The sequence below is a fragment of the Blastococcus colisei genome (assembly GCF_006717095.1).
Taxonomy (GTDB): Bacteria; Actinomycetota; Actinomycetes; order Mycobacteriales; family Geodermatophilaceae; genus Blastococcus_B; species Blastococcus_B colisei.
Map to the genome: position 1 here is coordinate 3043077 of NZ_VFQE01000001.1, position 21062 is coordinate 3064138.

The following is a 21062-nucleotide window of genomic DNA, read 5'->3' on the forward strand; positions in this document are numbered from 1 at the left end:
CTCACCCGAAGAAGACCTCCGCCTCCGCGTACCGCTCCGGGGGGACCAGCTTGAGCTGGGCGGTCGCCGCGCTCAGGGGCACCCGCACGATGTCGGTGCCGCGCAGGGCCACCATCACCCCCGACTGCCCGTCGTGGACGGCGTCCACGGCGGCCAGCCCGAACCGGGTGGCCAGCACCCGGTCGAAGGGCGAGGGCGTGCCACCGCGCTGGATGTGCCCGAGGACGACGGCCCGCGCCTCCCGGCCGGTGCGCTCCTCGATCAGCGAGGCCAGCGCGGCCCCGATCCCGCCGAGCCGCACGTGCCCGAACGCGTCCCTCTCCCCCGTGGAGAGCATCAGGTCGCCGTCCTTGGGCTTGGCCCCCTCGGAGACGACGACGATCGGCGAGTACCCGGACCCGAAGCGGTGCAGGCAGTGCGCCACGACCCCGTCGACGTCGAACGGCTTCTCCGGGATGAGGACGACGTTCGCCCCGCCGGCCATCCCGGCGTGCAGCGCGATCCACCCGGCGTGCCGGCCCATCACCTCCACGACCAGGGTGCGGTGGTGGCTGTCGCCGGTGGTGTGCAGCCGGTCGATCGCCTCCATGGCGACGCCGACGGCCGTGTCGAAGCCGAACGTGTAGTCGGTGGAGTCGAGGTCGTTGTCGATGGTCTTCGGCACGCCGACCACGCGCACCCCCGCTCCGGCCAGCCGGGTGGCCACTCCCAGCGTGTCCTCGCCGCCGATCGGGATCAGCGCCTCGATGCCCAGTCGCTCGACGGTGGCGAGCACCCGCTCCGGGCCGCCTTCGACGGCGTAGGGGTTCGTGCGCGAGGTCCCGAGCACCGTGCCCCCGCGCGGCAGGATCCCGCGGACGGACCCCAGGTCCATGGGCACGGTGTCGCTCTCCAGCACGCCCCGCCACCCGTCGCGGAAACCGACGATCTCGTCGCCGTGCTCACCGATCCCCTTGCGGACCACGGCCCGGATCACGGCGTTGAGCCCGGGGCAGTCACCGCCGCCGGTCAGGATGCCGATCCGCATGCTGGTCCTCCGGGAAAGGAGTCGGGGCCTCGCAAGGTTGGACGACGACATGATGCCGCAGGTCACGGCGGCACAGGCAAGTCGCCAGACCCCGGTGACGCCGTCGATCCCCGCGCGGTCAGGTCCGCGTGCCCGTTGTGCCGGGCGTGGCCCGGTGCCAGTCGAGGTAGGCGCGCAGCGTCTCCCGCTCGCCGCCGGTGAGGGGCGGCTCGATCCGGTCGATGGTCATGGTGGCTCCTTCCCGCCGTCCGTCCGGTGTCGCTCCGGTCACGATCCTGCCGATGGGTACCGGTCGGCGGTCCAGCTGCCGAGTACCGGAGCGACAGCTGAACGAGAAGCCGCGGACGACACACGAGGGAACCGGACATGCGCAGGATTGCGATGCCCAGCTGGGCAGGCCCGAGCGGCTGGGGCATCAGGACCAAGGTGGTGGCGCTGGCGGTGGCCAGCGTCGCCGTGACCGGCGTGGCCATGGGTGGTGTCAGCGCCTGGCAGAGCGGCATGTTCGCCGACGACGCCGAGCGGGACGTCCGCGCCCTCGTGGACCAGACCGTCTCCCGGACCGCGGCGGGCGTGCACGACGTCGTCGCCACCCAGGGCGCCTCGACCGCGGCCAAGGTCGACTCCGACCTCGCGGCGGCGCACTACGTCCTGGCGCAGGCCGGCGGCTTCACCATCGAGGACGATCCGCGCCGGCCCCCGGTCGTCTGGCAGGCCAAGAACCAGTTCACCGGCGAGGTGACCCCGGTCGCGCTGCCGCAGGCGCTGGCGGGTGACCAGTGGCTGGGCCAGAACAGCGACCCCGCCGTCCCCACCCCGGTGGTCGACACGATCAAGTCGATGGTCGGCGCCACCGTGACGATCTTCCAGCGCACCCCCGACGGAAGCTTCCTGCGGGTGGCCACCAACGTGGAGTCCGGCGGCGCCCGAGCCATCGGCACCTACATCCCCGCCACCAACCCGGACGGCACCCCCAACGGGGTCGTCGCGACCGTGATGAGCGGCGAGACCTTCCGCGGCAACGCATTCGTCGTCGACTCCTGGCTGGTGTCGGCCTACGCGCCCCTGTTCGGTCCGTCCGGCGACGTGACCGGCGTGCTCTACGTCGGCGTCAGGCAGGAGAACCTGCCCGCGCTGCGGGAGAGCCTGAACGGGACGACCGTCGGCGACACCGGGCACATCGAGGTCTACGGCGGCACCGGCGACCGCGCCGGCACCGTGCTCATCAGCCCCGACGCCGTCCGGGACGGCGAGAACATGCTCGAGGCCACCGACGCCGAGGGCGCCCCCTACGTGCAGCAGATGGTCGATGCGGCCGTCGGCCTGGCGGACGGCGAGCAGGCGACCGTCCGGTATCTCGACCCCGACGCCGGGCCCACGACGGTGCGCCTCACCTACTACGCCCCGTGGGACTGGGTGATCGCCACCGTCGCCCGCGACGGCGACTTCTCCGGCCCGGTCGACTCCCTCGCCGACGGCCGCTCGTCGATGCTGAAGGCCCTGCTGGTGGCCGGCATCCTGATCGCCGCTCTCGGCGCTGCGGTCGCCTACTGGATCGGCCGCCGGCTCACCAGCCCCCTGCACCACCTGCGCGACCGGATGGCCGAGATCGCCGACGGCGAGGGCGACCTGACCCAGCGGATGGACGACTCGCGCTCCGACGAGGTCGGCCAGCTGTCGGCGGCGTTCAACCGGTTCGTCGACAAGGTCGCCGGCACGGTCCGCGACATCGGCCGGTGCGCTCAGGAGGTCGCCGCCTCCGCGGCCGGTGTCTCCACCGTGGCCGACGGCCTGGCCCAGCGCGCCGCCCGGAGCCGCGGCCAGGCGCAGGGCGCGCACTCCTCGGCCGCCGAGATCAGTGCGAGCGTCTCCTCGGCCGCTGCGGGTGCCGAGGAGATGGGTGCCTCCATCTCCGAGATCGCGCGCAGCGCGGCCGAGGCCGCCGAGGTGGGACGGCAGGCCGCCGACCTCGCCCAGCAGACCGAGACCACCATCGCCGCCCTCGGCGCCAGCTCCGCGGAGATCGGCGACGTGGTCAAGGTGATCTCCGGAGTCGCCGAGCAGACCAACCTGCTCGCGCTGAACGCCACCATCGAGGCGGCCCGCGCCGGTGACGCGGGCAAGGGCTTCGCCGTCGTCGCCAACGAGGTCAAGGAGCTCGCGCAGGAGGCCGGCAAGGCGAGCGAGGAGATCGCCCAGCGGGTCCAGGGCATCCAGGCCGAGACCTCCGCCGCGGTGCGCGCGATCGCCCAGATCGCCGAGGTGGTGCGGACGATCAACGACCACCAGACGACGATCGCCAGCGCCGTCGAGGAGCAGACGGCGACGACCAACGAGCTGACCCGCAGCGTCGCCACCGCGGCCGAGGGCGCCGGCGCGGTGACCACGACGCTGACCACGGTGAGCCAGGACGCCGACGACAGCGCCGCGGACGTCGGCCGCGCCCGCACTGCCGCCCAGGAGCTGGACGGGCTCTCCCGCGAGCTCAACCGCCTGCTGGGGGTCTTCACGGTGTAGTCCCGCGTCCACGGCGACGAAGGCCCTGTCCCCACCGGGACAGGGCCTTCGTCGTCCGACGGGGCCAGGATGAGGCCGTGATGCCCCCCACCGAACTGCTCGCGGCCATGCCCTTCGCGGTCACCTCCGGCGTCCTGCTCGACCGTGCCGAGCCCGGGGAGGTCTCCGGGCGGCTCCCGTGGGCTCCCGAGCGGTGCACGGCGGGCGGGGTGCTGCACGGCGGAGCACTGATGACGCTGGCGGACTCCGTGGGTGCGGTCTGCGCCTTCCTCAATCTGCCCGCTGGGACCGTCACGTCGACCGTGGCGTCGTCCACGGCCCTGATGCGGGCGGTCCGGGGCGGCATGGCCCACGCCGTGGCCCGGCCGCTGCACGCCGGCCGCTCGTTCGTCGTCGTCTCGGTGGAGGTCACCGACGACGAAGGACGGCGTGTGGCCCAGGTGACCCAGACCCAGGCCGTGCTCTCGGGCTGAGGCCGCCACGGGTCAGCGGCGGGCCGCCTCCATCGCGTTCCAGCGCTCGAGGTTGTACCGGGCGTCGACCAGCGCGTCGTGCGTGCCGGTGGGCTTGGGCGGGAGCACCGGCTGACCGAGGTCGTCCCACCGCTGGCGCAGCTCGCGGGTGAACCGCGGGATGGGCCGCGGCAGCGCGGGCATCGCGCCCCACAGCTGGCAGAGCGCGACGTGGTCGTAGGCGGCGAACCAGGCCCAGAGCTCGATCTCCTCGCCCGGCCCGGTGAGGAAGGCGAGCAGGTCCTCGCGGATGCGCTCCCGGCTGCGCCATGCCTTGTCGGCCGGTGGGGGCAGCTGGTCCAGGACGTTGCGCCGCACCCACGGGATGGCCTTGTCCGGGTCGAACTGGGTGCTGACGGCGTAGAACTCCCGGCCGGTCTCGTCGACGACGCCGATCGAGACGAGGTCGATGGTGGTGCCGTCCTCGATGAACTCGGTGTCGTAGAAGAAGCGCCGCACGCAGGACACGGTAGGCGGCACTAGTTTCAGGCCCATGCCGGTTCTCGCCATCGATGCAGGCACGACGGGAGTGACCGCGCTGGTCGTGGGCGAGCAGGGCGACGTCCTGGCCCGCGGCTACCGCGAGTTCGCGCAGCTCTTCCCCCGCCCGGGCTGGGTGGAGCACGAGCCCGACGACATCTGGACGGCGACGGTCGCGGCGTGCCGCGAGGCGCTGGCCGGCACCGACACCGAGCCCACGTGCGTCGGGATCACCGACCAGCGGGAGACCGCCGTGGTCTGGGACCGGCGCACCCTCCGCTCCCCCCGTCCGGCGATCGTCTGGCAGGACCGCCGCACCACCGGCATCTGCGACCGGCTGCGCGACGAGGGGTCCGAGCCCCGGGTCGCCGAGCTGACCGGCCTGCGGCTGGACCCGTACTTCACCGCGACCAAGTACTGCTGGCTGGCGGCCGAGGAGCCGCGGGTGTGGGCCGGCGTCCGCGACGGCTCCCTGGTCCTCGGCACCGTCGACTCCTACGTGATCGCCCGGCTGACCGGCGGCGCCGCGCACGTCACCGACCCCAGCAACGCCAGCCGAACGCTTCTCTACGACCTCGAGAAGGGCGGCTGGTCCGACGAGCTGTGCGAGCTGTTCGACGTCCCGAAGGCCGCGCTGCCGGAGGTGGTGCCGAGCTCCGGCGTCGTCGGCACCACCGACCCCGACGCGTTCCTCGGGCTCGCGCTGCCGATCGCCGGCATCGCCGGCGACCAGCAGGCCGCCCTGTTCGGGCAGGCCTGCTACTCCGCCGGCATGAGCAAGTGCACCTACGGCACCGGCTCGTTCGTGCTCACCAACACCGGATCGGAGGTCGTCCGCTCGGACGCCGGCCTGCTCACCACCGTGGCCTGGGACCTCGGCGACGGCCTGGTCTACGCGCTGGAGGGCGCGATCTTCGTGACCGGATCGGCGGTGCAGTGGCTGCGCGACGGGCTCGGGATGATCGACTCCGCCAACGAGATCGAGGGCCTGGCCCGCACGGTGCCCGACTCTGGCGACGTCGTCTTCGTGCCGGCGCTGACCGGAATGGGCGCACCGCACTGGGACCCGCACGCCCGCGGCGCGATCCTCGGCATCACGCGCGGCACGACCCGGGCACACCTGGCGCGGGCCACGCTGGAGGCAATCGCGTTCGAGGTGCGCGACGTCGTCGACGTGATGGTCGACGAGGCGGGGCTCGAGGTGCCGGAGCTGTCGGCCGACGGCGGTGCCAGCGCCAACGACCTGCTCCTGCAGCTGCAGGCCGACCAGCTCGGCGTCCCCGTCCGGCGGCCGAAGGTCACCGAGACGACGGCGCTGGGTGCGGCCTTCCTGGCCGGTCTCGGCACCGGGGTGTGGGGCAGCACCGACGAGCTGGCGCAGACGTGGGCGCTGGACCGGCGGTTCGAGCCCGAGGAGGGCCGGCGGGACGACGGGCGGCACGCCCGCTGGCGTGCCGCCCTGCCCCGCGCCGGCGGCTGGACGAGGTAGTCGTCCGCCGCGGACGCTCGCGCCGTGGGTCACCGCGGTGCGGGGCTCGGTACCGCGCTGCAGCGCGGTACCCGACGGCGTTACCGCGCACAGCTCAGCGGGTCAGGCGGCGCCCTTGGAGCGGTCGCCGACGGAATTCTTGCCGAACTCCCGCCCGTTCAGCGCCGCGATGTCGCGCTCGAGCTGCGGCACCCGCTTCGCGGACACGGCCATCGCCACCTTCTCCGCGACGACGCCGGTCACCAGCTGGCGCAGGGCCGAGACGACCCCCACCGAGCCAGGGACGAAGACCCGGCGACCGCGGGTCTCCAGGTTCTCCACGAGCGCGTCCGCACAGGCCTCCACCGAGGTGAAGGCGCCCAGCGGGCCGGGCAGCTGCTTGCGGGTCGCCTCGAACGTCGGGAGCGCCTCCTCGGTGTCGCGCACCATGTCGGTGTCGATCCACGTCGGGTGCGCGCTGGCGACCGTGATCCCGCGGTGGGCGACCTCCAGGCGGAGCGCGTCGCCGAACCGCTCCACACCGGCCTTGGCGGCGCAGTAGGCGCTCATGCCGGGCAGCACGGTGAAGGCGGCGGCGGAGCTGATCAGCTGCACGTGACCCTTGCGCTTCGCGATCTCGGGCAGCGCCGCGTGCGCGGTGAGCATCGCGCCGATCAGGTTGACCTCGATCGTGCGCGCGAGGGCGTGCGCGGAGCTGGTCATCACGGTGGTCAGCGGGGCGATGCCGGCGTTGGCCACGACGACGTCGAGCCCGCCGAAGGTGTCCACCGTGCGCTGGACGGCGGCCTCCAGTGCGGCGGCGTCGGTGACATCGGCCTCCACCCACAGGTGCTCGGGGCCGAGCTCGTCGGCGACCGTCGCCAGCTGCTCGGGTTCCAGGCCCACGAGCGCGACGCGGGCCCCTCGCGCCGCGGCGCGGCGCGCCAGCTCGGCACCGATGCCGCGGGCCGCGCCGGTGATCAGCACCGCCTTGCCGGCCAGGGGGGTGCGGGGACGCTGCCTGCGGATCGACGCCATGGGTGCTCCTCGGTGCGGGGGCTGGGCTCTCTGGGTGACGGGCTCTGGGGTGATGCGGCTCGAATTGAGCACTGCTCAACATCGTTGTAGCTTGTTGAGCGTTGCTCAGCAAGCCGGAACAGCGAAGGAGCGATCGGTGACCAGCACGCTCGAGAACCACCCCGTCGCGGCGGCCGGAGCCGTCCGCGAGGTGGGCATCGCGATCATCGGCTCGGGCTTCGCCGGCCTCGGCATGGCGATCGCGCTCCGGCGCCGCGGGGAGACCGACTTCGTCGTCCTGGAGCGCGCCGACGACGTCGGCGGCACGTGGCGGGACAACACCTATCCCGGTGCGGCCTGCGACGTGCAGTCCAACCTCTACTCCTTCTCCTTCGCCCAGAATCCCGACTGGGGCCGCTCCTACTCCGAGCAGCCGGAGATCCAGGCCTACCTCCGGAAGACCGCCGACCGGTTCGAGGTCCGCCGGCACTGCGTCTTCGGCGCCGACGTCACCTCCGCACGATGGGACGACGCCGCGCGACGCTGGCTCGTCGCGACCACGGCCGGCGAGTTCCGGGCGCGCGTCCTGATCTCCGCGGCCGGCGCCCTGGCCGATCCGACCTACCCCGACATCCCGGGGCTGGACTCCTTCGCCGGCACGGTCATGCACTCCGCGCGCTGGGACCACGCGCACGACCTGGCGGGCGAGCGGGTCGCCGTCATCGGCACCGGCGCCTCCGCCATCCAGGTGGTCCCGGCGATCCAGCCGGTCGTCGGCAGCATCGCGGTCTACCAGCGAACTCCGGCCTGGGTCGTCCCCCGCACCGATCACCCGGTCAAGCCGTGGATGCGCCGGCTCTACCGCGTCGTCCCCCGCCTCCAGAACGCGATCCGCGCCTTCCTCTACCTCTTCCGGGAGTTCCTGGTCATCGGGATGGCGAAGAACCGGCGCTTCCTGAAGCCGGTCGGCAAGCTCGCCAGGGCCCACCTGCACCGCCAGGTGCGCGACCCGAAGCTCCGCAAGGCGCTGACGCCGGACTACACGATCGGCTGCAAGCGGATCCTGATCAGCAACGACTACTTCCCGGCGGTCGCGGCACCCAACGCCGAACTCGTCACCGCCGGGATCGCCGAGGTGCGCCCGCACTCGATCGTCACGCGGGACGGCGTCGAGCGCCCCACCGACTCCATCGTGCTGGCCACCGGCTTCCATGTGACCGATCTACCGATCGCCGGGAAGATCTGCGGCCGCGACGGCCGCACCCTCGCCGACGTGTGGTCGGCAGGGATGGTCAGCAACCGCAGCGCGACCGTCGCCGGGTTCCCGAACCTCTTCCTGCTGGTCGGGCCGAACGTGGGCGTCGGCCACACGTCGATGGTCTACATGATCGAGTCGCAGGTGGCCTACGTCGACGACGCGCTGCAGACGATGGACGCCGAGGGGCTCGCCGTCCTGGAGACCACCCCCGAGGCGCAGGAGGCGTGGCGCTCGCTGATCGCGGAGAAGTCGAAGGGCACGGTGTGGCTGGCCGGCGGGTGCGCGAGCTGGTACCTCGACGAGCACGGGCACAACACCACGCTGTGGCCCGACTTCACGTTCCGGTTCCGGAGACTCACGAGGAAGCTCGACCGGGAGAACTACGTCGGCATCCCGGCCGTCCCGGCCGAACGCCCGGAGGTGGCGGCATGAGCGCGGCAACCGTGCTCCGCCGGGTGGCGGCGGTCCGGACCACCGACGGCGCCGTCCTGCATGCCGTCGTCGACGGGGCCGACGACGCCCCGGTCACCCTCGTCCTCGCCCACGGCTGGACCCTGGCGCAGGCCGCCTGGGACGACGTCGCCGAGCTGCTCCTCCCCCGGCTCGCCGCCGGCGAGCTGAGGCTGATCCGGTACGACCAGCGCGGCCACGGCCGCTCCAGCTGGGGCCGCTACGCCGACGCCGTCGGCGAGCTCTCGATCGACCAGCTCGGCGCCGACCTCGGCGAACTGCTCGACGAGCTGGCCCCCAGCGGTCCGGTCGTCCTGGCCGGCCACTCGATGGGCGGCATGACGATCATGTGCCTGGCCGCCGCGCGGCCCGAGCTGTTCGGCGACCGGGTGCGCGGCGTGGCGCTGGTGTCGACGTCGGCCGGCGACCTGGCCCCGGCGGGCGATACGCCGGCCGAGCGGCTCCAGCTGAAGCTGGCCCCCGGCATGGTCTCGGCCGCCATCGGCGGCGCTCGGGCGCTCGAGCGGATGCGGCAGCTGCTGCCGCCCTCGCACCCGCGCCACCGGAAGCTGGTCCGCGAGCTGCTCTACGGCGCCGACGCCACCGACGAGATGGTGGTCGCGGGCGCGGAGATCATGCACGCCTCGACGGTGCGCGCGTTCGCCGCCTTCTACCCGGCCCTCGGCGAGCACGACAAGCGCCAGGAGCTGACGGCGCTCACGAGCGTGCCCGTCGAGATCCTCGTCGGGGACAGCGACAAGCTGACGCCCAAGCGGCACAGCCGGCAGCTGGCCGAGGCGATCCCCGACGCCGCCCTGCACGTAGCCGGGCGGACCGGGCACATGCTCCCCCAGGAGCGGGCCCGGCTGGCGACCGACGCCGTCGAGCGGCTGCTGGCCCGGGCTGTCCCCGACCGGGTCGCGGCCTGAGCGGGTCGCCGAAGCTGATGACGGCGTCCTCCCGGCCCGGCCCGCCCCGGCTGCGCCGCTCGGCCGGTGACCGGCGGGCGCAGCTGGTGCAGATCGGGCTCGAGCTGCTGCCCACCACCCCGGTGCAGGAGCTGACCATCGACGAGGTGGCCAGGCGGGCGGGCATCAGCCGCAGCCTGCTGTTCCACTACTTCGCGACCAAGCGCGAGTACTACACCGCGGTGACCCGCGCCGCCGCCGACCTGCTGTGGGAGCATCTGCTGCCCGCGCCAGGGACGCCGCGCGAGGAGCAGGTCACCGGGATGCTCGACCGCTACGTCGGGTGGGTGGAGACCTTCCGCGAGAGCCACCTGGCCTTCGTCCGCGGCGCCGGCGGCGGTGACCCGTGGGTCTCGGAGGTCTACGAGGAGACCCGAGGCCGCCTGGTGGAGCTGGCACTGACCGCGCTGGAGCTGCCCGACGACGCGCTGCGCCGTCAGCTCGTGCTCGCCTGGTTCGCCTTCACCGAGGACCTGGTGGGCCAGTGGGTGCAGGAGCCGACCATGACCCGCGAGGAGCTGCTCGACCTGCTGCGCGACGTCCTCGCCCGGCTCACCGGCCGCTGAGTTCGGCAGCAGGGTGACTCTCGGGTGGGAAAGTCCCCGCCCGTCATGACAGGCCGCCGCTCCGGGGGCCGGGATCGCCGCGCCGAGTTCCGCAGCGCCCTGTTGGCATGCGGGTTGAGCCGCGCCAACGGACGTTGAGCCGCGCCGTGACGCGGCTCAACGTCCCGTGGAGCGGCTTTACCTGCTCCTATTCTCCACCCCGAGATCACCCTGCTGTGAAACTCACCGACCGCTGAGGGCCCCTCAGCCGGCGAGGGAGGTGGGGGCGCGGTCGGCCGCCTCGTCCGGCGGCGGCTGCAGGCGAGCGACGACATCCGGCGCGCTGGCGCCGGTCGCGTCCATCGACTTCTTGACCGTCGCGCCGTACACGTCGACGTACTCCTGGCCCGACAGCGTCATGATCTCGTACATGATCTCGTCGGTGATCGACCGCTCGACGAAGCGGTCGCCCGACATCCCCTCGTAGCGGGAGAAGTCCAGCGGGGCGCCGAACCGCACGGTGACGCGGGCGATGCTCTTGCCGAACGGCAGCTTCCTCGTGCTGTAGACCATCCCGACCGGCACGACCGGGGCGCCGGTCTCCAGCGCCATGCGGGCCACCCCTGTCTTGCCGCGGAAGAGCCGGCCGTCCGGGGATCGCGTGCCCTCCGGGTAGATGCCGAGGATCTTCCCCTCGTGCAGGATGCGGATCCCGGTCTGGATGGCGTTCTCGGCGGCAGAGGCGCTGGACCGGTCGATGGGCACCTGGCCGGCGCCGGTGAAGAAGGCGCGCTGGGCCGCCCCCTGGATGCCCGTGCCGGTGAAGTACTCGGCCTTGGCGAGGAAGGTCACCCGCCGCTTCAGCGACATGGGCATGAAGATCCAGTCGGCGGCCGACAGGTGGTTGCTCGCGAGGATCACGGCACCCGTCGCCGGCACGTTCCCCGTGCCTGTGGCGCGCGGGCGGAAGACGGCACGCACGGCAGGGCCGATGGCGACGAACTTGAGGAACCAGTAGAACAACACGCCTCCCAGTTGAACTGCCAGACTAAGGAGCCCGTCGGCCGAATCACAATCGGCCGGAGGTGTGACCTGTTCCGAGCACGCCCTGCCGGTCGGCACCGCCACCGGACGCCGAGGAGGACCCTGTGTCTGGACCGACCGAGCCCCACGGCGTCATGCCCGGCGCCGAGCCGTTCGCCTTCCCCGGTGGGGACGGTCCCGACGGCCGGACCGGCGTCCTCCTGGTGCACGGCTTCACCGGGACCCCGATGAGCATGCGGCCGTGGGGTGAGCACCTCGCGGCCGAGGGCTTCGCCGTGCGGTGCCCGTTGCTGCCGGGCCACGGCACGCGCTGGCAGGACTGCAACACCAGCACCCACGACCAGTGGACGACGACGGTCGAGCAGGCCTTCGACGAGCTCGCCGCCGAGTGCGACCGGGTCTTCGTCGCCGGCCTCTCCATGGGGGGCACGCTCGCCACCCGGCTGGCCCAGGTCCGCCCGGACGACGTCGCCGGGCTCCTGCTGGTCAACCCGGCGCTGCTGACCCAGCGGGTGGACGCGAAGCTGCTGCCGCTGCTCGCGCGGATCACCCCCAGCTGGGCGCCCATCGCCAGCGACATCAAGAAGCCGGGCGTGACGGAGCTGGCCTACCCGAAGCTGCCGACCCGCGCCATGATGCAGCTCCGCCGGCTGTGGGCCGCCACCCGCGCGGACCTGGGCACGGTCACGGCGCCCGTCATCGTCTTCCACAGCGTGGAGGACCACGTCGTCGAGCCGATCAACAGCACGATCCTGCTCGCCGGCGTCGGCAGCTCGGACACGACCGAGGTGCTGCTCGAGGACAGCTACCACGTCGCCACGCTGGACAACGACGCCCCGAGAATCTTCGCGGGCTCCGTCGACTGGATCCGTGCGCGCGTGGGGGCCGGCGACCACCCGGTCACGGGGAGTCCCGCCGCGGAGACGCGGTGACGGTCCGCCGCGGGCGCGGCCGGCGCGACAACGGCCTGCAGGCCACGCTCTGGAGCCCCCTGCGCGACGTCGACCCGCGCATCGGTGAGCACCTGCTCGACCTGCTGCACGCCGTCGGCATCGCCGCCTACCTGGAGCCGTCGGCCGACGTGGAGCCCTACACGCGGACGGTGAGCCTGCCCAGTCCGCCGTCGGACCGGTTGTTCGTCGACCGGTCCCGCCGGGCCGAGGCACGGACGGTCGTGGACCAGCACGCACCCCCCGTCGACGTGCCGCCGGCACCCGCGCCCGAGCCGGCCACCGCACGCCGGGAACTCGACGAGGACGCCGAGTGGGCGCGGATCGTGTCGGCGTACGAGGCGGAGCACGGCCGCGCCGTGGTCGAGGACGAGCCGGCAGACAGCGCGCCGCCTCCACCGCACGAGCTGCCCGTGCTGGACCGGCCGGACGAGCACTTCGAGCCACCGCCGCCTCCGCCGATCCCGGCCCCGGCTCCCGCCTCGCTCTACGCGGTGCTGCTGATCGTCGCCGGCGTGCTGGTCATCGCCGCGCCGGGGATCCTCGAACTGTCCGCCGACCTCGGCCTGCTCATCGGCGTCGCGGGCATCGCCGGTGGTGTCGTCCTGCTGGTGTCGCGGATGCGGGACCGCTCCGAGGACGACGGCGACGACGGCGCCGTGGTCTGACCGAGGGATTTCCGCACATGACCGGTCGGAGCCGACCGCTCGTCGCCTTCGGGTCGCTCGGCGGCACCATCACCATGACGCCGTTCCCGAGTTCCGGTGGGATCGAGCCACGGCTCACGGCCGAGGACCTCGCCGCGTCGGTCCCCGGTCTGGACGGCGTGGCCGAGGTCCGGGTCGCGACGCTGGCCCGCGTCCCGAGCGCCTCCCTGCTGCCGCAGGACGTGGTCGACGCGGTGGCCTGGGCCCGGGAACAGGTGGCGGCAGGCGCTGCCGGCGTCGTCCTCGCGCAGGGGACGGACACCCTGGAGGAGACGTCGTTCCTCGCCGGCCTGTACTGGGACCTGCCCGAACCACTCGTCGTCACCGGAGCCATGCGCGGCCCCGCCCAGGCCTCACCCGACGGGCCCGCGAACCTGCTCGCGGCCTGTCGCGTGGCCACGGCCCCGGCGTTCCGCGACGCCGGGGTGCTGGTCGTGCTGGACGACACCGTCCACGCCGCCCGCACCGTCCGGAAGACCCACAGCTGGTCGCTCGGTGCGTTCCACTCCGCCGACGGCGGGCCGGTCGGTCAGGTCGTGGAAGGAGCCGTGCACGTGCACCGGCTGCCGCGCCGCGGCGCTCCGCTGCCACGTCCCCGGACCGACCCGGACGTGCCGCTGCTGGAGACCTTCCTCGGGGACGACGGCGCCCTCCTGCGCACGGTGCGGGAGCACGGTGCCCGCGGCGTCGCCATCAGCGCGTTCGGCGCGGGACACACCTCCACCGGTCTGGCCGAGGAGATCAGCACGACCGTCGCCGCCGGGATCCCCGTGGTGGTGAGCACGCGGACCGGAGCCGGCGGGACGTTGACGGGCACCTACGGCTTCGCCGGGTCCGAGATCGACCTGCAGGCCCGCGGCGCCGTCCTCACCGGCGCGCTCGACGCCCGCAAGTCCCGGCTGCTGCTGTGGGCCCTGCTCGCCGGCGGCGTGCCCCGCGAGCGCGTCACAGGCCACTTCCTCGAGCACAGCGGGCGGTAGCGCGGGCCTGGCACGGGGATCGTCGTCGAGGACGACCACATGGCATAGCGTGCGCCGCGTGAGCTCCGCCGCGCACTCCGCCACCGTCACCGTCACCGGTCATCTGATGGACACCGGGATACTCGCGCGCATCCTCGACGACGTCCTCGAGTACGGCGGGGACTACCGCATCGAGACCCTCGACCTCGGCCGGCAGCACGAGGACGAGTCACGGGCCCTCGTCGAGATCAGCGCCGACGGGGCGGACCTGCTCGACCGGATCCTGATGCGGGTGCAGATCCACGGGGCCAACGCCGTGGACCCGGGGACGGCGACGACCCGGCCGGCCCCCGCCGACGGCGTCTTCCCCGACGACTTCTACTCGACCACCAACCTGGAGACCCTCGTTCGGCTCGACCGGGAGTGGCTCCGGGTGCGGCAGCCGGAGATGGACTGCGGGCTCGTCGTCACCGACGAGGACGGGCAGCAGGTGGTCCGCACAGTGCCGGTCAGCGACGTGCGAGCCGGGGATGCGGTGGTCTGCGGCGCGCACGGCGTGCGCGTCGAGCTGCCGGTGCAGGCGCCGCGCGGCGAGGAGGACGACTTCGGGTTCATGTCCTCGGCGGTGTCCAGCGAGAAGCCGCAGGCCCTGCTCGTGCGGCAGATCGCCGAGCGGATGCGCGAGGTCAAGGCCGAGGGCAAGCGGATCCTGTGGGTCGGCGGTCCGGCGGTCGTGCACACCGGCGCCTCCCCCGCGATGGTCCGCCTGGTCCGCGCCGGCTTCGTCGACGTCCTGTTCGCCGGCAACGCCCTGGCCACCCACGACATCGAGTCGGCGCTGTTCGGCACCTCTCTGGGTGTCGACCTCGCCAAGGGATCGGGGGTGCCCCACGGCCACGAGCACCACATCCGCGCCATCAACACGATCCGCGCGGCCGGGTCGATCTCGGCGGCCGTGGAGTCCGGCGTGCTCACCGGCGGGGTGATGCACGCGATGGTGCAGGCGGGCAAGCCGTTCGTCCTGGTCGGGTCGGTGCGCGACGACGGCCCGCTGCCCGACGTCTACACCGACGTGATCGAGGGCCAGCGGGCGATGCGCGCGCAGCTGCCGGACGTCGGCTTCGCGATCATGGTCGCGACGATGCTGCACTCCATCGCGACGGGGAACATCCTGCCCGCGTCGATCCCGCTGGTGAGCGTGGACATCAACCCGGCAACGGTTACGAAACTCGCCGACCGCGGCAGCGCCCAGGCGATGGGGATCATCACCGACATCGGCCTGTTCCTCGAGCAGCTCGCGCGGGAGCTGGCCCCCGAGTGAGGGGATGACCGTGGGCGTACTCGGTCTGCTGTGCGTCGTCGTCGGCCTCGTGCTGATCATCGGTGCGGGCTTCGCGGGCCGGAGCACCCGAGGGCGCGCTGCCTGGACGCCCTACAACAAGGTGTCGGCCGGGTTGGCGGGCGTGGTGGCGATCGTCGTCGGGGTGCTCCTGTTGACCGGCGGAGTGAACTAGTGCCGCGCTCTCCTGCTGTCCCAGCACCCTGAGATTGGCTGCGAGAAGCTGAGCAAGTCAGGCAGGCTCCACGTGGAAGACGGTTGTCTGGAGTCTGATCTTGCCGTCGGCGAAGACGAAAGTGTCCACCGCGTCGGTGATCTTTCCCTTGGGGGACGTGACGCTCCAGACCAACAGCAGCGCATCACCCTCGAAGACTGCTGCGCCCACAGTGAACTCCGCCTCCGGCAGGGCACCGAGGGCAGCCGTGAGGAACTCACCTATGGCTTTGTGCCCATGGAACGGCCCGTCGGCGGTCAGCAGTACGGCATCGTCGCTGTAGTCCTCGAGGATCCTGCCGATGTCGCCGGCGGCGAGAGCCGATGCGTGTGCTGCGAAGACGTCCTGCGGTGTGCGTGCCATGGCCCGGGGCTCCTCGGTGCCGATGTTGGATCCGGTGCGTCTCGCGTCGGTAACGGGAAACACACTGACCGTGCGAGCATCCTGACACCGGACGTCGCACAGGACTACCCCACTCGCCGCCGGGGGACTCCGTCGCCTGCCGAGCCCGGTTCCGGCCGACAACTTCGCCTGGGATCGTCCCGATGCCGAGCAGGAGCAGCGCCGGGATGATGCCGCGAGCCGACTTACGGTTCGTCCGAGGCATGGCCGGCCGCAAGCGAGCGCACGTGTCCCAAATTGGCCGCTCAGGGACACGCCAAGGCCACGTCCGCGCCGCATCGGCAGGGCCAACGTTGGCGGCCTGGGTACTAGCCGTCCCCGCGCCAAGTCCGGACGAGCTACGCCTCGCCCTCGTTCACGGCCTGCCGCACCAGATCGGCGGCCCCGACCATCCCGGCCTGCGGGCCGAGCTCGGCGACCACCACGCGGGGACCGGGGCGGAAGCCACGCCCGGGAAGCGCCCGCTCCAACCGGTCACGAGCCGGTGCGAGCACCATCTCGCCGAGTTTGCTCACGCCTCCGCCGATCACGACGACGTCGGGGTCGAGGACGGCGGCCAGGTCGGCGATGCCCTGCCCGAGCCAGATCCCCACCTCGGTGATCAGCTCGAGGGCCAGCGGGTCGCCGTCCGCGGCCGCGCGCGCGACGTCCTCGCCGGTGAGCCGGTCGGGCTCGCAGTCCACACGCTCCAGCAGCCGTGCCGCGGCGGCCGGCGAGGTGCGGGCGACCTCGCGCGCGGTCTGGCCCAACGCCGTCCCGCTGGCGTACTGCTCCCAGCAGCCGCGGTTGCCGCAGGCGCAGAGCCGGCCGTCGGGGACGACCCGCATGTGGCCCCACTCCCCCGCCACGCCGTGCGACCCCCGCCGCAGCCGCCCGTCCATGACGATCCCGCCGCCGATGCCGGTGCCGAGCGTGATCATCAGGGCGAGGTCGGCGCCCCTCGCGGCGCCGTAGCGGTACTCCGCCCAGGCCGCGGCGTCGGCGTCGTTGCCGACCCAGAGCGGCCGCTGCAGCCGGGCGGCGAGGTCCTTGCGGAGGCTGGAGTTCCGCCAGGCCAGGTGCGGGCTGAACAACACCGTGTCGCCATGGCGGTCGAACCAGCCGGCGGCCCCGACGCCGACGCCCACCAGCTCGCCGTCGTGCCCGGCGGCCAGCTCCTCGACCACGGCGACGATCGCGTCCTCGGTGTCGGTGACCGAGGCACCGGGGGTCGCCCGGCGGGCGGTGGCGAGGATCGTCCCGTCGCCGGCGACGACTCCTCCGGCCACCTTGGTCCCGCCGATGTCGATGCCGAGCGCGGCCGGCCCGGCCGTTGCCGGGTCCGTCACGCGATCTCGATCTGCTGGACCGGCGCGGGCGGCTCGCTCTCCTGCGGGGTCTCGGCGGTCGACTCCGCCGGTTGCCCGGCGGCCGCCACGGTGCGCAGGGCCGTCGCGGCCGCGGTGAGCAGATCGGCCAGGGCCGCGCTCACCTCGGGGCGCTCGCCGCGCACGACGGCAGCCGCCTGGCAGATCGGGCACCACCGGCAGTCGGCGGAGTGTGCAGGCCTGTCCGGAACGGAGGCTTCGTGGGAGGCGAGGTTGTCACGCACGGCCTCGACCAGGCGCTGGGCCTGGTCGATCCAGTCGGTTCCGGGAGTCATGGGGTCCTTTTCTCGGCACTGAGGAGATCGGCGGGCCAGAGCTGGGGGTCGGGGCGGAAACCCACCTCCAGACGGGCGGCGGCGGTACCGGGGGCGGCGAGCCGGCCGCCGGTCACCTCGCACCGGCGGAGCAGCGCGTCCAGCCGGACCGACCGGCGGATCCCGCCGACGGTCAGCACCAGGTCGTCGACCCACCGGGTCAGCGTGACGGCGCCGCGCTCGGCGAACGGAAGCGGGAGGCTGAGCCGCCAGGCCCCTTCGTGCCGCTCGGGCGCGGGCACGGCGAACCCGGTGCTCTCCGGCAACCCGTCGCCCAGCAGCGTGCTCAGCTGGTCGGGGCCCTCCGGTGCGACGGGGAGTTCGGGAACGCGCCGCACCGGTGCCACGTCGGCGAGCGCGACGAGCGCCGCCTCCTGCTCGGCGGCGCGGGCCGTCGTCCACTCGTCGCCCCCCGCCAGCGGGAGGACCCGGCTGAGGACGGCGCCGGCCGCCAGGCCGTGCAACGCCAGGACCGTCGCCACTGCGCGGAGCCCGGCCGCCGACGACGTACGGGGCTCGGCCACCAGGTACACGCCGGTGCCGGTCGGATCGGCCAGCCGGTCACGGGCGAGCAACGCCTCGACGACCGGGACGGCGGCCAGCGCGGCGTCCACCGGCCCCCGGCGCACCACGCCGGAGGCGACCGCCGCGGTCCGGACGGCACCGAGGGCGCGCACGCTCGGCGGCATCAGCTGCTCCAGCCACCACCGCAGGGTCGTGGGCAGGTTGACCAGTGCCAGTGCCGATTGGATCGGGCCGGCGTCGACGACGACGAGCTCGGCCTCGGCGCGGGCGAGCTCGGCGAACAGGGCGAGGTCGGCGGCGCCCGGGAGGGGGACGACGGAGGTGGCCGGCGGCAGGGTCAGCTGCGGCAGCACGGCGCCGGCCGCGTCGGCGGCACCCGCCCAGAGGCCTTCGACGGCCGCCTGCGGGTCGACGGTGACCACGGTGAGGCCCGGCTCGACGTCCAGTCCCGCAACCGGGGGCGCCTGCCGTGAGAGCAGGACGGTCCGGCGCCCGGATCGGGCGGCGCGCACCGCCGCAGCCGCGGCCATGGTCGAAATGCCGGCCCCGCCCGGGCCGGTGAGGAGGAGCGTGCGCACGCGGGTCAGCCCTCGACGCGCTTCTTGAGCTCCTTGAGAGCCGTGTCCAGGATGACCTTCTCGGCCTTCCGCTTGATCATCCCGAGCATCGGGATCGACAGGTCGATGGTGATCGCGTAGGTCACCTCGGTGGCGCCGTCGGTCTCGGTGAGCGTGTAGGACCCCTCCTGGCGCTTCTGCATCTGGCCCTCGACGAGGGTCCAGGACACCTTCCGGTCGTCGTCCCAGGTGTAGTCGAGGACGTAGTCGTCCTTGACCGCTCCGGCGTCGAGCACGAAGTGCACCCGCTGCGCCCGGCCGTCAGGTCCGGTCTCGAGGACCTCGACCTTCTTGGCGGAGGCGACCCACTGGGGGTAAGAGCCGAAATCGGCGATGACGGCCATGACGTCGGCCGCCGGCGCATCGATGACGATCGACTGGGTGGACTGCTCGGCCATGGGCAGCAGGCTAGCCGTTTCCCGCCGTCCGGCGAGCCGGCGGTCCAGCACTCTGCTACTCACGAGTAGGGATCACCGGCTAGATTCTCCTGCGACGTCCCTGGCCGGGGCCGGGGGCGACGGTGCCCCCGGACGGCGGGGAGGAGAGGACCAGGCGTGCGCGAGTTCAGCGTTCCTGCGACCACCGAGGTGGGCCCGGACGAGGCCCTGACCGACATGCTCGCCACCAACGTCGCCGAGCACGGCGACGAGGTCGGCCTGCGGGCACGGCGGAACGGTCAGTGGCAGGACGTCACCTGGAAGGAGTTCGGCGCCCAGGTCGACGGGGTCGCCAAGGGGCTCATCGCCGCGGGTGTCGCCGCCGGTGACCGGGTGGCCCTGCAGGCGAAGACCCGCTACGAGTGGACGGTCCTCGACTACGCCATCTGGACCGCCGGCGCTGCCGTCGTCCCGATCTACGAGACCTCCAGCCCCGACCAGGTGGCCTGGATCCTGTCCGACTCCGGCGCGACCGCCGTCATCGTCGAGCGCGACGAGCACGCCGCCGCCGTCGAGTCCGTCCGGGAGCAGACACCCGACCTGCGGTCGGTCCACGTGATCGAGGACGGCGCGGTCGACCAGCTGGTGCAGGCCGGCGAGGACGTCCCCGACAGCGAGCTGCAGGCGCGCCGGGCCACGCTCACGGCCGACAGCCTCGCCACGCTGATCTACACCAGCGGCACCACCGGCCGCCCCAAGGGCTGCGAGCTCACCCACGGCAACTTCCTGTTCGAGATCGGCAACGGGATGAGCCTGCTCGGCCGGTTCATGAACGTGCAGGGCTCCCTGCTGCTGTTCATCCCGCTGGCGCACGTGCTCGCCCGCGTCCTGCAGGTCGGCGCCATCAAGACCCGCACGGTCATCGGCCACACCCCCGACGTCTCGAACCTGGTCGCGGACCTCGGCGAGTTCAAGCCGACGTTCGTCCTCGCCGTCCCGCGGGTGTTCGAGAAGGTCTACAACAGCGCCAAGGCCAAGGCCGAGGGCGACGGCAAGGGCACGATCTTCGACAAGGCCGCCCAGGTCGCCATCGACTGGTCGCGGGCGCAGGACGACGGCGGGCCGGGGCTCGCGCTCCGGGCCCAGCACACGCTGTTCGACAAGCTGGTCTACGGCAAGCTGCGGGCGGCCCTCGGCGGTCGGTGCCTCGGCGCGATCTCCGGTGGCGCCCCCCTGGGCGAGCGGCTGGGCCACTTCTTCCGGGGCATCGGCGTCACGGTCTACGAGGGTTACGGCCTCACCGAGACGACGGCCGCCGCCTCGGTCAACCACGACGACGCCCTGCGCATCGGCACCGTGGGCCGCCCGCTGCCCGGCGTCGAGTTCCGCATCGCCGACGACGGCGAGGTGCTCATCCGCGGCGGCATCGTCATGCGTGGTTACTGGCGCAACGAGGACGCCACCACCGACGCCATCGACGCCGACGGCTTCTTCCGCACCGGCGACCTCGGCGAGCTCGACGCCGACGGCTTCCTGAAGATCACCGGTCGCAAGAAGGAGATCCTGGTGACCGCCGGCGGCAAGAACGTCGCCCCCGCGGTGCTCGAGGACCGGCTGCGCTCGCACCGCCTGGTCAGCCAGTGCATCGTCGTCGGCGACCAGCGGCCGTTCATCGGCGCGCTGATCACGCTGGACGAGGAGGCCCTGCCGCAGTGGCTGGAGTCCAAGGGCAAGCCCGCGGACCAGACCGCCGAGCAGGCGCGGGAGGACCCGGAGCTGAAGGCGGAGATCGACGCCGCGGTGAAGGAGGCCAACAAGGCCGTCTCGCAGGCCGAGGCGATCAAGAAGTTCACGATCCTCGGCACCGACTTCACCGAGGGCAACGGCATGCTCACCCCGAGCCTGAAGCTCAAGCGCGCCGTCGTCATGAAGGAGTTCGGCACCGAGGTCGAGGGCCTCTACGCCCGCTGAGCAACGACTGCGACTCAACAGGCATAGGAACCTA

The 21062-nt window shown here is 73.0% G+C and carries 21 protein-coding genes; 12 read left to right on the forward strand and 9 right to left on the reverse strand.

The features are described 5' to 3' along the window. Window position 1: 1 nt before the first annotated feature. Window positions 2-1027 (reverse strand): 6-phosphofructokinase, encoded by a 1026-nt coding sequence (locus FHU33_RS14430; RefSeq protein ID WP_142025961.1) that lies wholly within the window; start codon window positions 1025-1027, stop codon window positions 2-4. Between the two features lie 381 nt (window positions 1028-1408). Here FHU33_RS14430 and FHU33_RS14440 point away from each other — a divergent pair, with 381 nt between their 5' ends. Both FHU33_RS14440 and FHU33_RS14445 read left to right on the forward strand, forming a co-directional pair. Next, window positions 1409-3544 carry a methyl-accepting chemotaxis protein gene (locus FHU33_RS14440; RefSeq protein WP_142025962.1) on the forward strand — a complete coding sequence of 712 codons (2136 nt, stop codon included), beginning with the start codon at window positions 1409-1411 and terminating at the stop codon, window positions 3542-3544. Window positions 3545-3624: 80 nt separating this feature from the next. Further along, a complete protein-coding gene (locus tag FHU33_RS14445; protein WP_142027178.1) occupies window positions 3625-4017 on the forward strand; it encodes a PaaI family thioesterase in 393 nt (130 codons plus the stop codon). Between the two features lie 12 nt (window positions 4018-4029). On the opposite strand, the gene FHU33_RS14450 is transcribed toward FHU33_RS14445, so the two are convergent. Then, window positions 4030-4515: a polyadenylate-specific 3'-exoribonuclease AS gene (locus tag FHU33_RS14450; RefSeq protein WP_246063638.1), complete on the reverse strand. Its 486-nt coding sequence runs from the start codon at window positions 4513-4515 to the stop codon at window positions 4030-4032. A 34-nt stretch (window positions 4516-4549) separates the two neighbouring features. Here FHU33_RS14450 and glpK point away from each other — a divergent pair, with 34 nt between their 5' ends. Further along, window positions 4550-6025 carry a glycerol kinase GlpK gene (gene glpK / locus FHU33_RS14455; RefSeq protein WP_142025964.1) on the forward strand — a complete coding sequence of 492 codons (1476 nt, stop codon included), beginning with the start codon at window positions 4550-4552 and terminating at the stop codon, window positions 6023-6025. 102 nt (window positions 6026-6127) lie between these two features. Here glpK and FHU33_RS14460 read toward each other — a convergent pair whose 3' ends face one another. Further along, the gene (locus tag FHU33_RS14460) at window positions 6128-7042 is read right to left on the reverse strand and encodes a short-chain dehydrogenase/reductase (protein WP_142025965.1); all 915 of its coding nucleotides are present in this window, start codon (window positions 7040-7042) and stop codon (window positions 6128-6130) included. Window positions 7043-7178: 136 nt separating this feature from the next. Between FHU33_RS14460 and FHU33_RS14465 the strand changes: the two genes are divergently transcribed. Genes FHU33_RS14465 through FHU33_RS14475 form a run of 3 tightly spaced genes read left to right on the forward strand, consistent with a single transcriptional unit; the run spans window position 7179 to window position 10263 of the window. Then, a complete protein-coding gene (locus FHU33_RS14465) occupies window positions 7179-8711 on the forward strand; it encodes a flavin-containing monooxygenase (RefSeq protein WP_142025966.1) in 1533 nt (510 codons plus the stop codon). Continuing rightward, window positions 8708-9658: an alpha/beta fold hydrolase gene (locus FHU33_RS14470; RefSeq protein WP_142025967.1), complete on the forward strand. Its 951-nt coding sequence runs from the start codon at window positions 8708-8710 to the stop codon at window positions 9656-9658. The genes FHU33_RS14465 and FHU33_RS14470 overlap by 4 nt, the downstream gene beginning before the upstream one ends. Window positions 9659-9675: 17 nt before the next feature. Beyond that, window positions 9676-10263, forward strand: a complete 588-nt coding sequence (locus FHU33_RS14475) for a TetR/AcrR family transcriptional regulator (RefSeq protein WP_142025968.1) — start codon at window positions 9676-9678, stop codon at window positions 10261-10263. A gap of 243 nt (window positions 10264-10506) precedes the next feature. On the opposite strand, the gene FHU33_RS14480 is transcribed toward FHU33_RS14475, so the two are convergent. Then, entirely contained in the window at window positions 10507-11268 is a 762-nt protein-coding gene (locus FHU33_RS14480; protein ID WP_246063640.1) for a lysophospholipid acyltransferase family protein, read from the reverse strand. A gap of 122 nt (window positions 11269-11390) precedes the next feature. Between FHU33_RS14480 and FHU33_RS14485 the strand changes: the two genes are divergently transcribed. The 5 genes from FHU33_RS14485 to FHU33_RS14505 are packed head-to-tail and all read left to right on the forward strand — an operon-like array spanning window position 11391 to window position 15416. After that, complete coding sequence (locus FHU33_RS14485; protein ID WP_246063642.1) at window positions 11391-12218, forward strand: alpha/beta hydrolase; 828 nt, start codon at window positions 11391-11393, stop codon at window positions 12216-12218. Further along, window positions 12215-12904, forward strand: a complete 690-nt coding sequence (locus FHU33_RS14490) for a DUF308 domain-containing protein (RefSeq protein ID WP_142025969.1) — start codon at window positions 12215-12217, stop codon at window positions 12902-12904. The genes FHU33_RS14485 and FHU33_RS14490 overlap by 4 nt, the downstream gene beginning before the upstream one ends. A gap of 17 nt (window positions 12905-12921) precedes the next feature. Continuing rightward, window positions 12922-13923 (forward strand): asparaginase, encoded by a 1002-nt coding sequence (locus tag FHU33_RS14495; protein WP_142025970.1) that lies wholly within the window; start codon window positions 12922-12924, stop codon window positions 13921-13923. Window positions 13924-13981: 58 nt separating this feature from the next. After that, the gene (locus FHU33_RS14500) at window positions 13982-15223 is read left to right on the forward strand and encodes an ornithine cyclodeaminase, nickel-pincer nucleotide-dependent (protein WP_142025971.1); all 1242 of its coding nucleotides are present in this window, start codon (window positions 13982-13984) and stop codon (window positions 15221-15223) included. A gap of 4 nt (window positions 15224-15227) precedes the next feature. Further along, entirely contained in the window at window positions 15228-15416 is a 189-nt protein-coding gene (locus FHU33_RS14505) for a hypothetical protein (RefSeq protein WP_142025972.1), read from the forward strand. Between the two features lie 57 nt (window positions 15417-15473). Here the strand turns inward: FHU33_RS14505 and FHU33_RS25025 are convergent, their stop codons facing one another. The 5 genes from FHU33_RS25025 to FHU33_RS14530 form a co-directional block, all read right to left on the reverse strand. Continuing rightward, the gene (locus tag FHU33_RS25025; RefSeq protein WP_170182457.1) at window positions 15474-15818 is read right to left on the reverse strand and encodes a nuclear transport factor 2 family protein; all 345 of its coding nucleotides are present in this window, start codon (window positions 15816-15818) and stop codon (window positions 15474-15476) included. A 377-nt stretch (window positions 15819-16195) separates the two neighbouring features. After that, entirely contained in the window at window positions 16196-17185 is a 990-nt protein-coding gene (locus FHU33_RS14515) for an ROK family glucokinase (protein WP_142025974.1), read from the reverse strand. Continuing rightward, window positions 17182-17499 carry a hypothetical protein gene (locus tag FHU33_RS14520; RefSeq protein ID WP_142025975.1) on the reverse strand — a complete coding sequence of 106 codons (318 nt, stop codon included), beginning with the start codon at window positions 17497-17499 and terminating at the stop codon, window positions 17182-17184. The genes FHU33_RS14515 and FHU33_RS14520 overlap by 4 nt, the downstream gene beginning before the upstream one ends. Next, the gene (locus FHU33_RS14525) at window positions 17496-18641 is read right to left on the reverse strand and encodes an ArsA family ATPase (protein ID WP_142025976.1); all 1146 of its coding nucleotides are present in this window, start codon (window positions 18639-18641) and stop codon (window positions 17496-17498) included. Before FHU33_RS14525 ends, FHU33_RS14520 begins: the two co-directional genes overlap by 4 nt. 5 nt (window positions 18642-18646) lie before the next feature. Then, window positions 18647-19078 carry an SRPBCC family protein gene (locus FHU33_RS14530; RefSeq protein ID WP_142025977.1) on the reverse strand — a complete coding sequence of 144 codons (432 nt, stop codon included), beginning with the start codon at window positions 19076-19078 and terminating at the stop codon, window positions 18647-18649. Window positions 19079-19234: 156 nt separating this feature from the next. On the opposite strand from FHU33_RS14530, the gene FHU33_RS14535 reads away from it, so the two are divergent. Continuing rightward, window positions 19235-21028, forward strand: coding sequence for an AMP-dependent synthetase/ligase (locus tag FHU33_RS14535; protein WP_142025978.1), 1794 nt, complete (start codon window positions 19235-19237; stop codon window positions 21026-21028). Window positions 21029-21062 lie beyond the last annotated feature (34 nt).

Coding starts and splice junctions, on each gene's coding strand:
- FHU33_RS14430 (WP_142025961.1), bottom strand. CDS start 1,027: ATGCGGATCGGCATCCTGACCGGCGGCGGTGACTGCCCCGGGCTCAAC.
- FHU33_RS14440 (WP_142025962.1), top strand. CDS start 1,409: ATGCCCAGCTGGGCAGGCCCGAGCGGCTGGGGCATCAGGACCAAGGTG.
- FHU33_RS14445 (WP_142027178.1), top strand. CDS start 3,625: ATGCCCCCCACCGAACTGCTCGCGGCCATGCCCTTCGCGGTCACCTCC.
- glpK (WP_142025964.1), top strand. CDS start 4,550: ATGCCGGTTCTCGCCATCGATGCAGGCACGACGGGAGTGACCGCGCTG.
- FHU33_RS14460 (WP_142025965.1), bottom strand. CDS start 7,042: ATGGCGTCGATCCGCAGGCAGCGTCCCCGCACCCCCCTGGCCGGCAAG.
- FHU33_RS14470 (WP_142025967.1), top strand. CDS start 8,708: ATGAGCGCGGCAACCGTGCTCCGCCGGGTGGCGGCGGTCCGGACCACC.
- FHU33_RS14475 (WP_142025968.1), top strand. CDS start 9,676: ATGACGGCGTCCTCCCGGCCCGGCCCGCCCCGGCTGCGCCGCTCGGCC.
- FHU33_RS14495 (WP_142025970.1), top strand. CDS start 12,922: ATGACCGGTCGGAGCCGACCGCTCGTCGCCTTCGGGTCGCTCGGCGGC.
- FHU33_RS14505 (WP_142025972.1), top strand. CDS start 15,228: ATGACCGTGGGCGTACTCGGTCTGCTGTGCGTCGTCGTCGGCCTCGTG.
- FHU33_RS25025 (WP_170182457.1), bottom strand. CDS start 15,818: ATGGCACGCACACCGCAGGACGTCTTCGCAGCACACGCATCGGCTCTC.
- FHU33_RS14520 (WP_142025975.1), bottom strand. CDS start 17,499: ATGACTCCCGGAACCGACTGGATCGACCAGGCCCAGCGCCTGGTCGAG.
- FHU33_RS14530 (WP_142025977.1), bottom strand. CDS start 19,078: ATGGCCGAGCAGTCCACCCAGTCGATCGTCATCGATGCGCCGGCGGCC.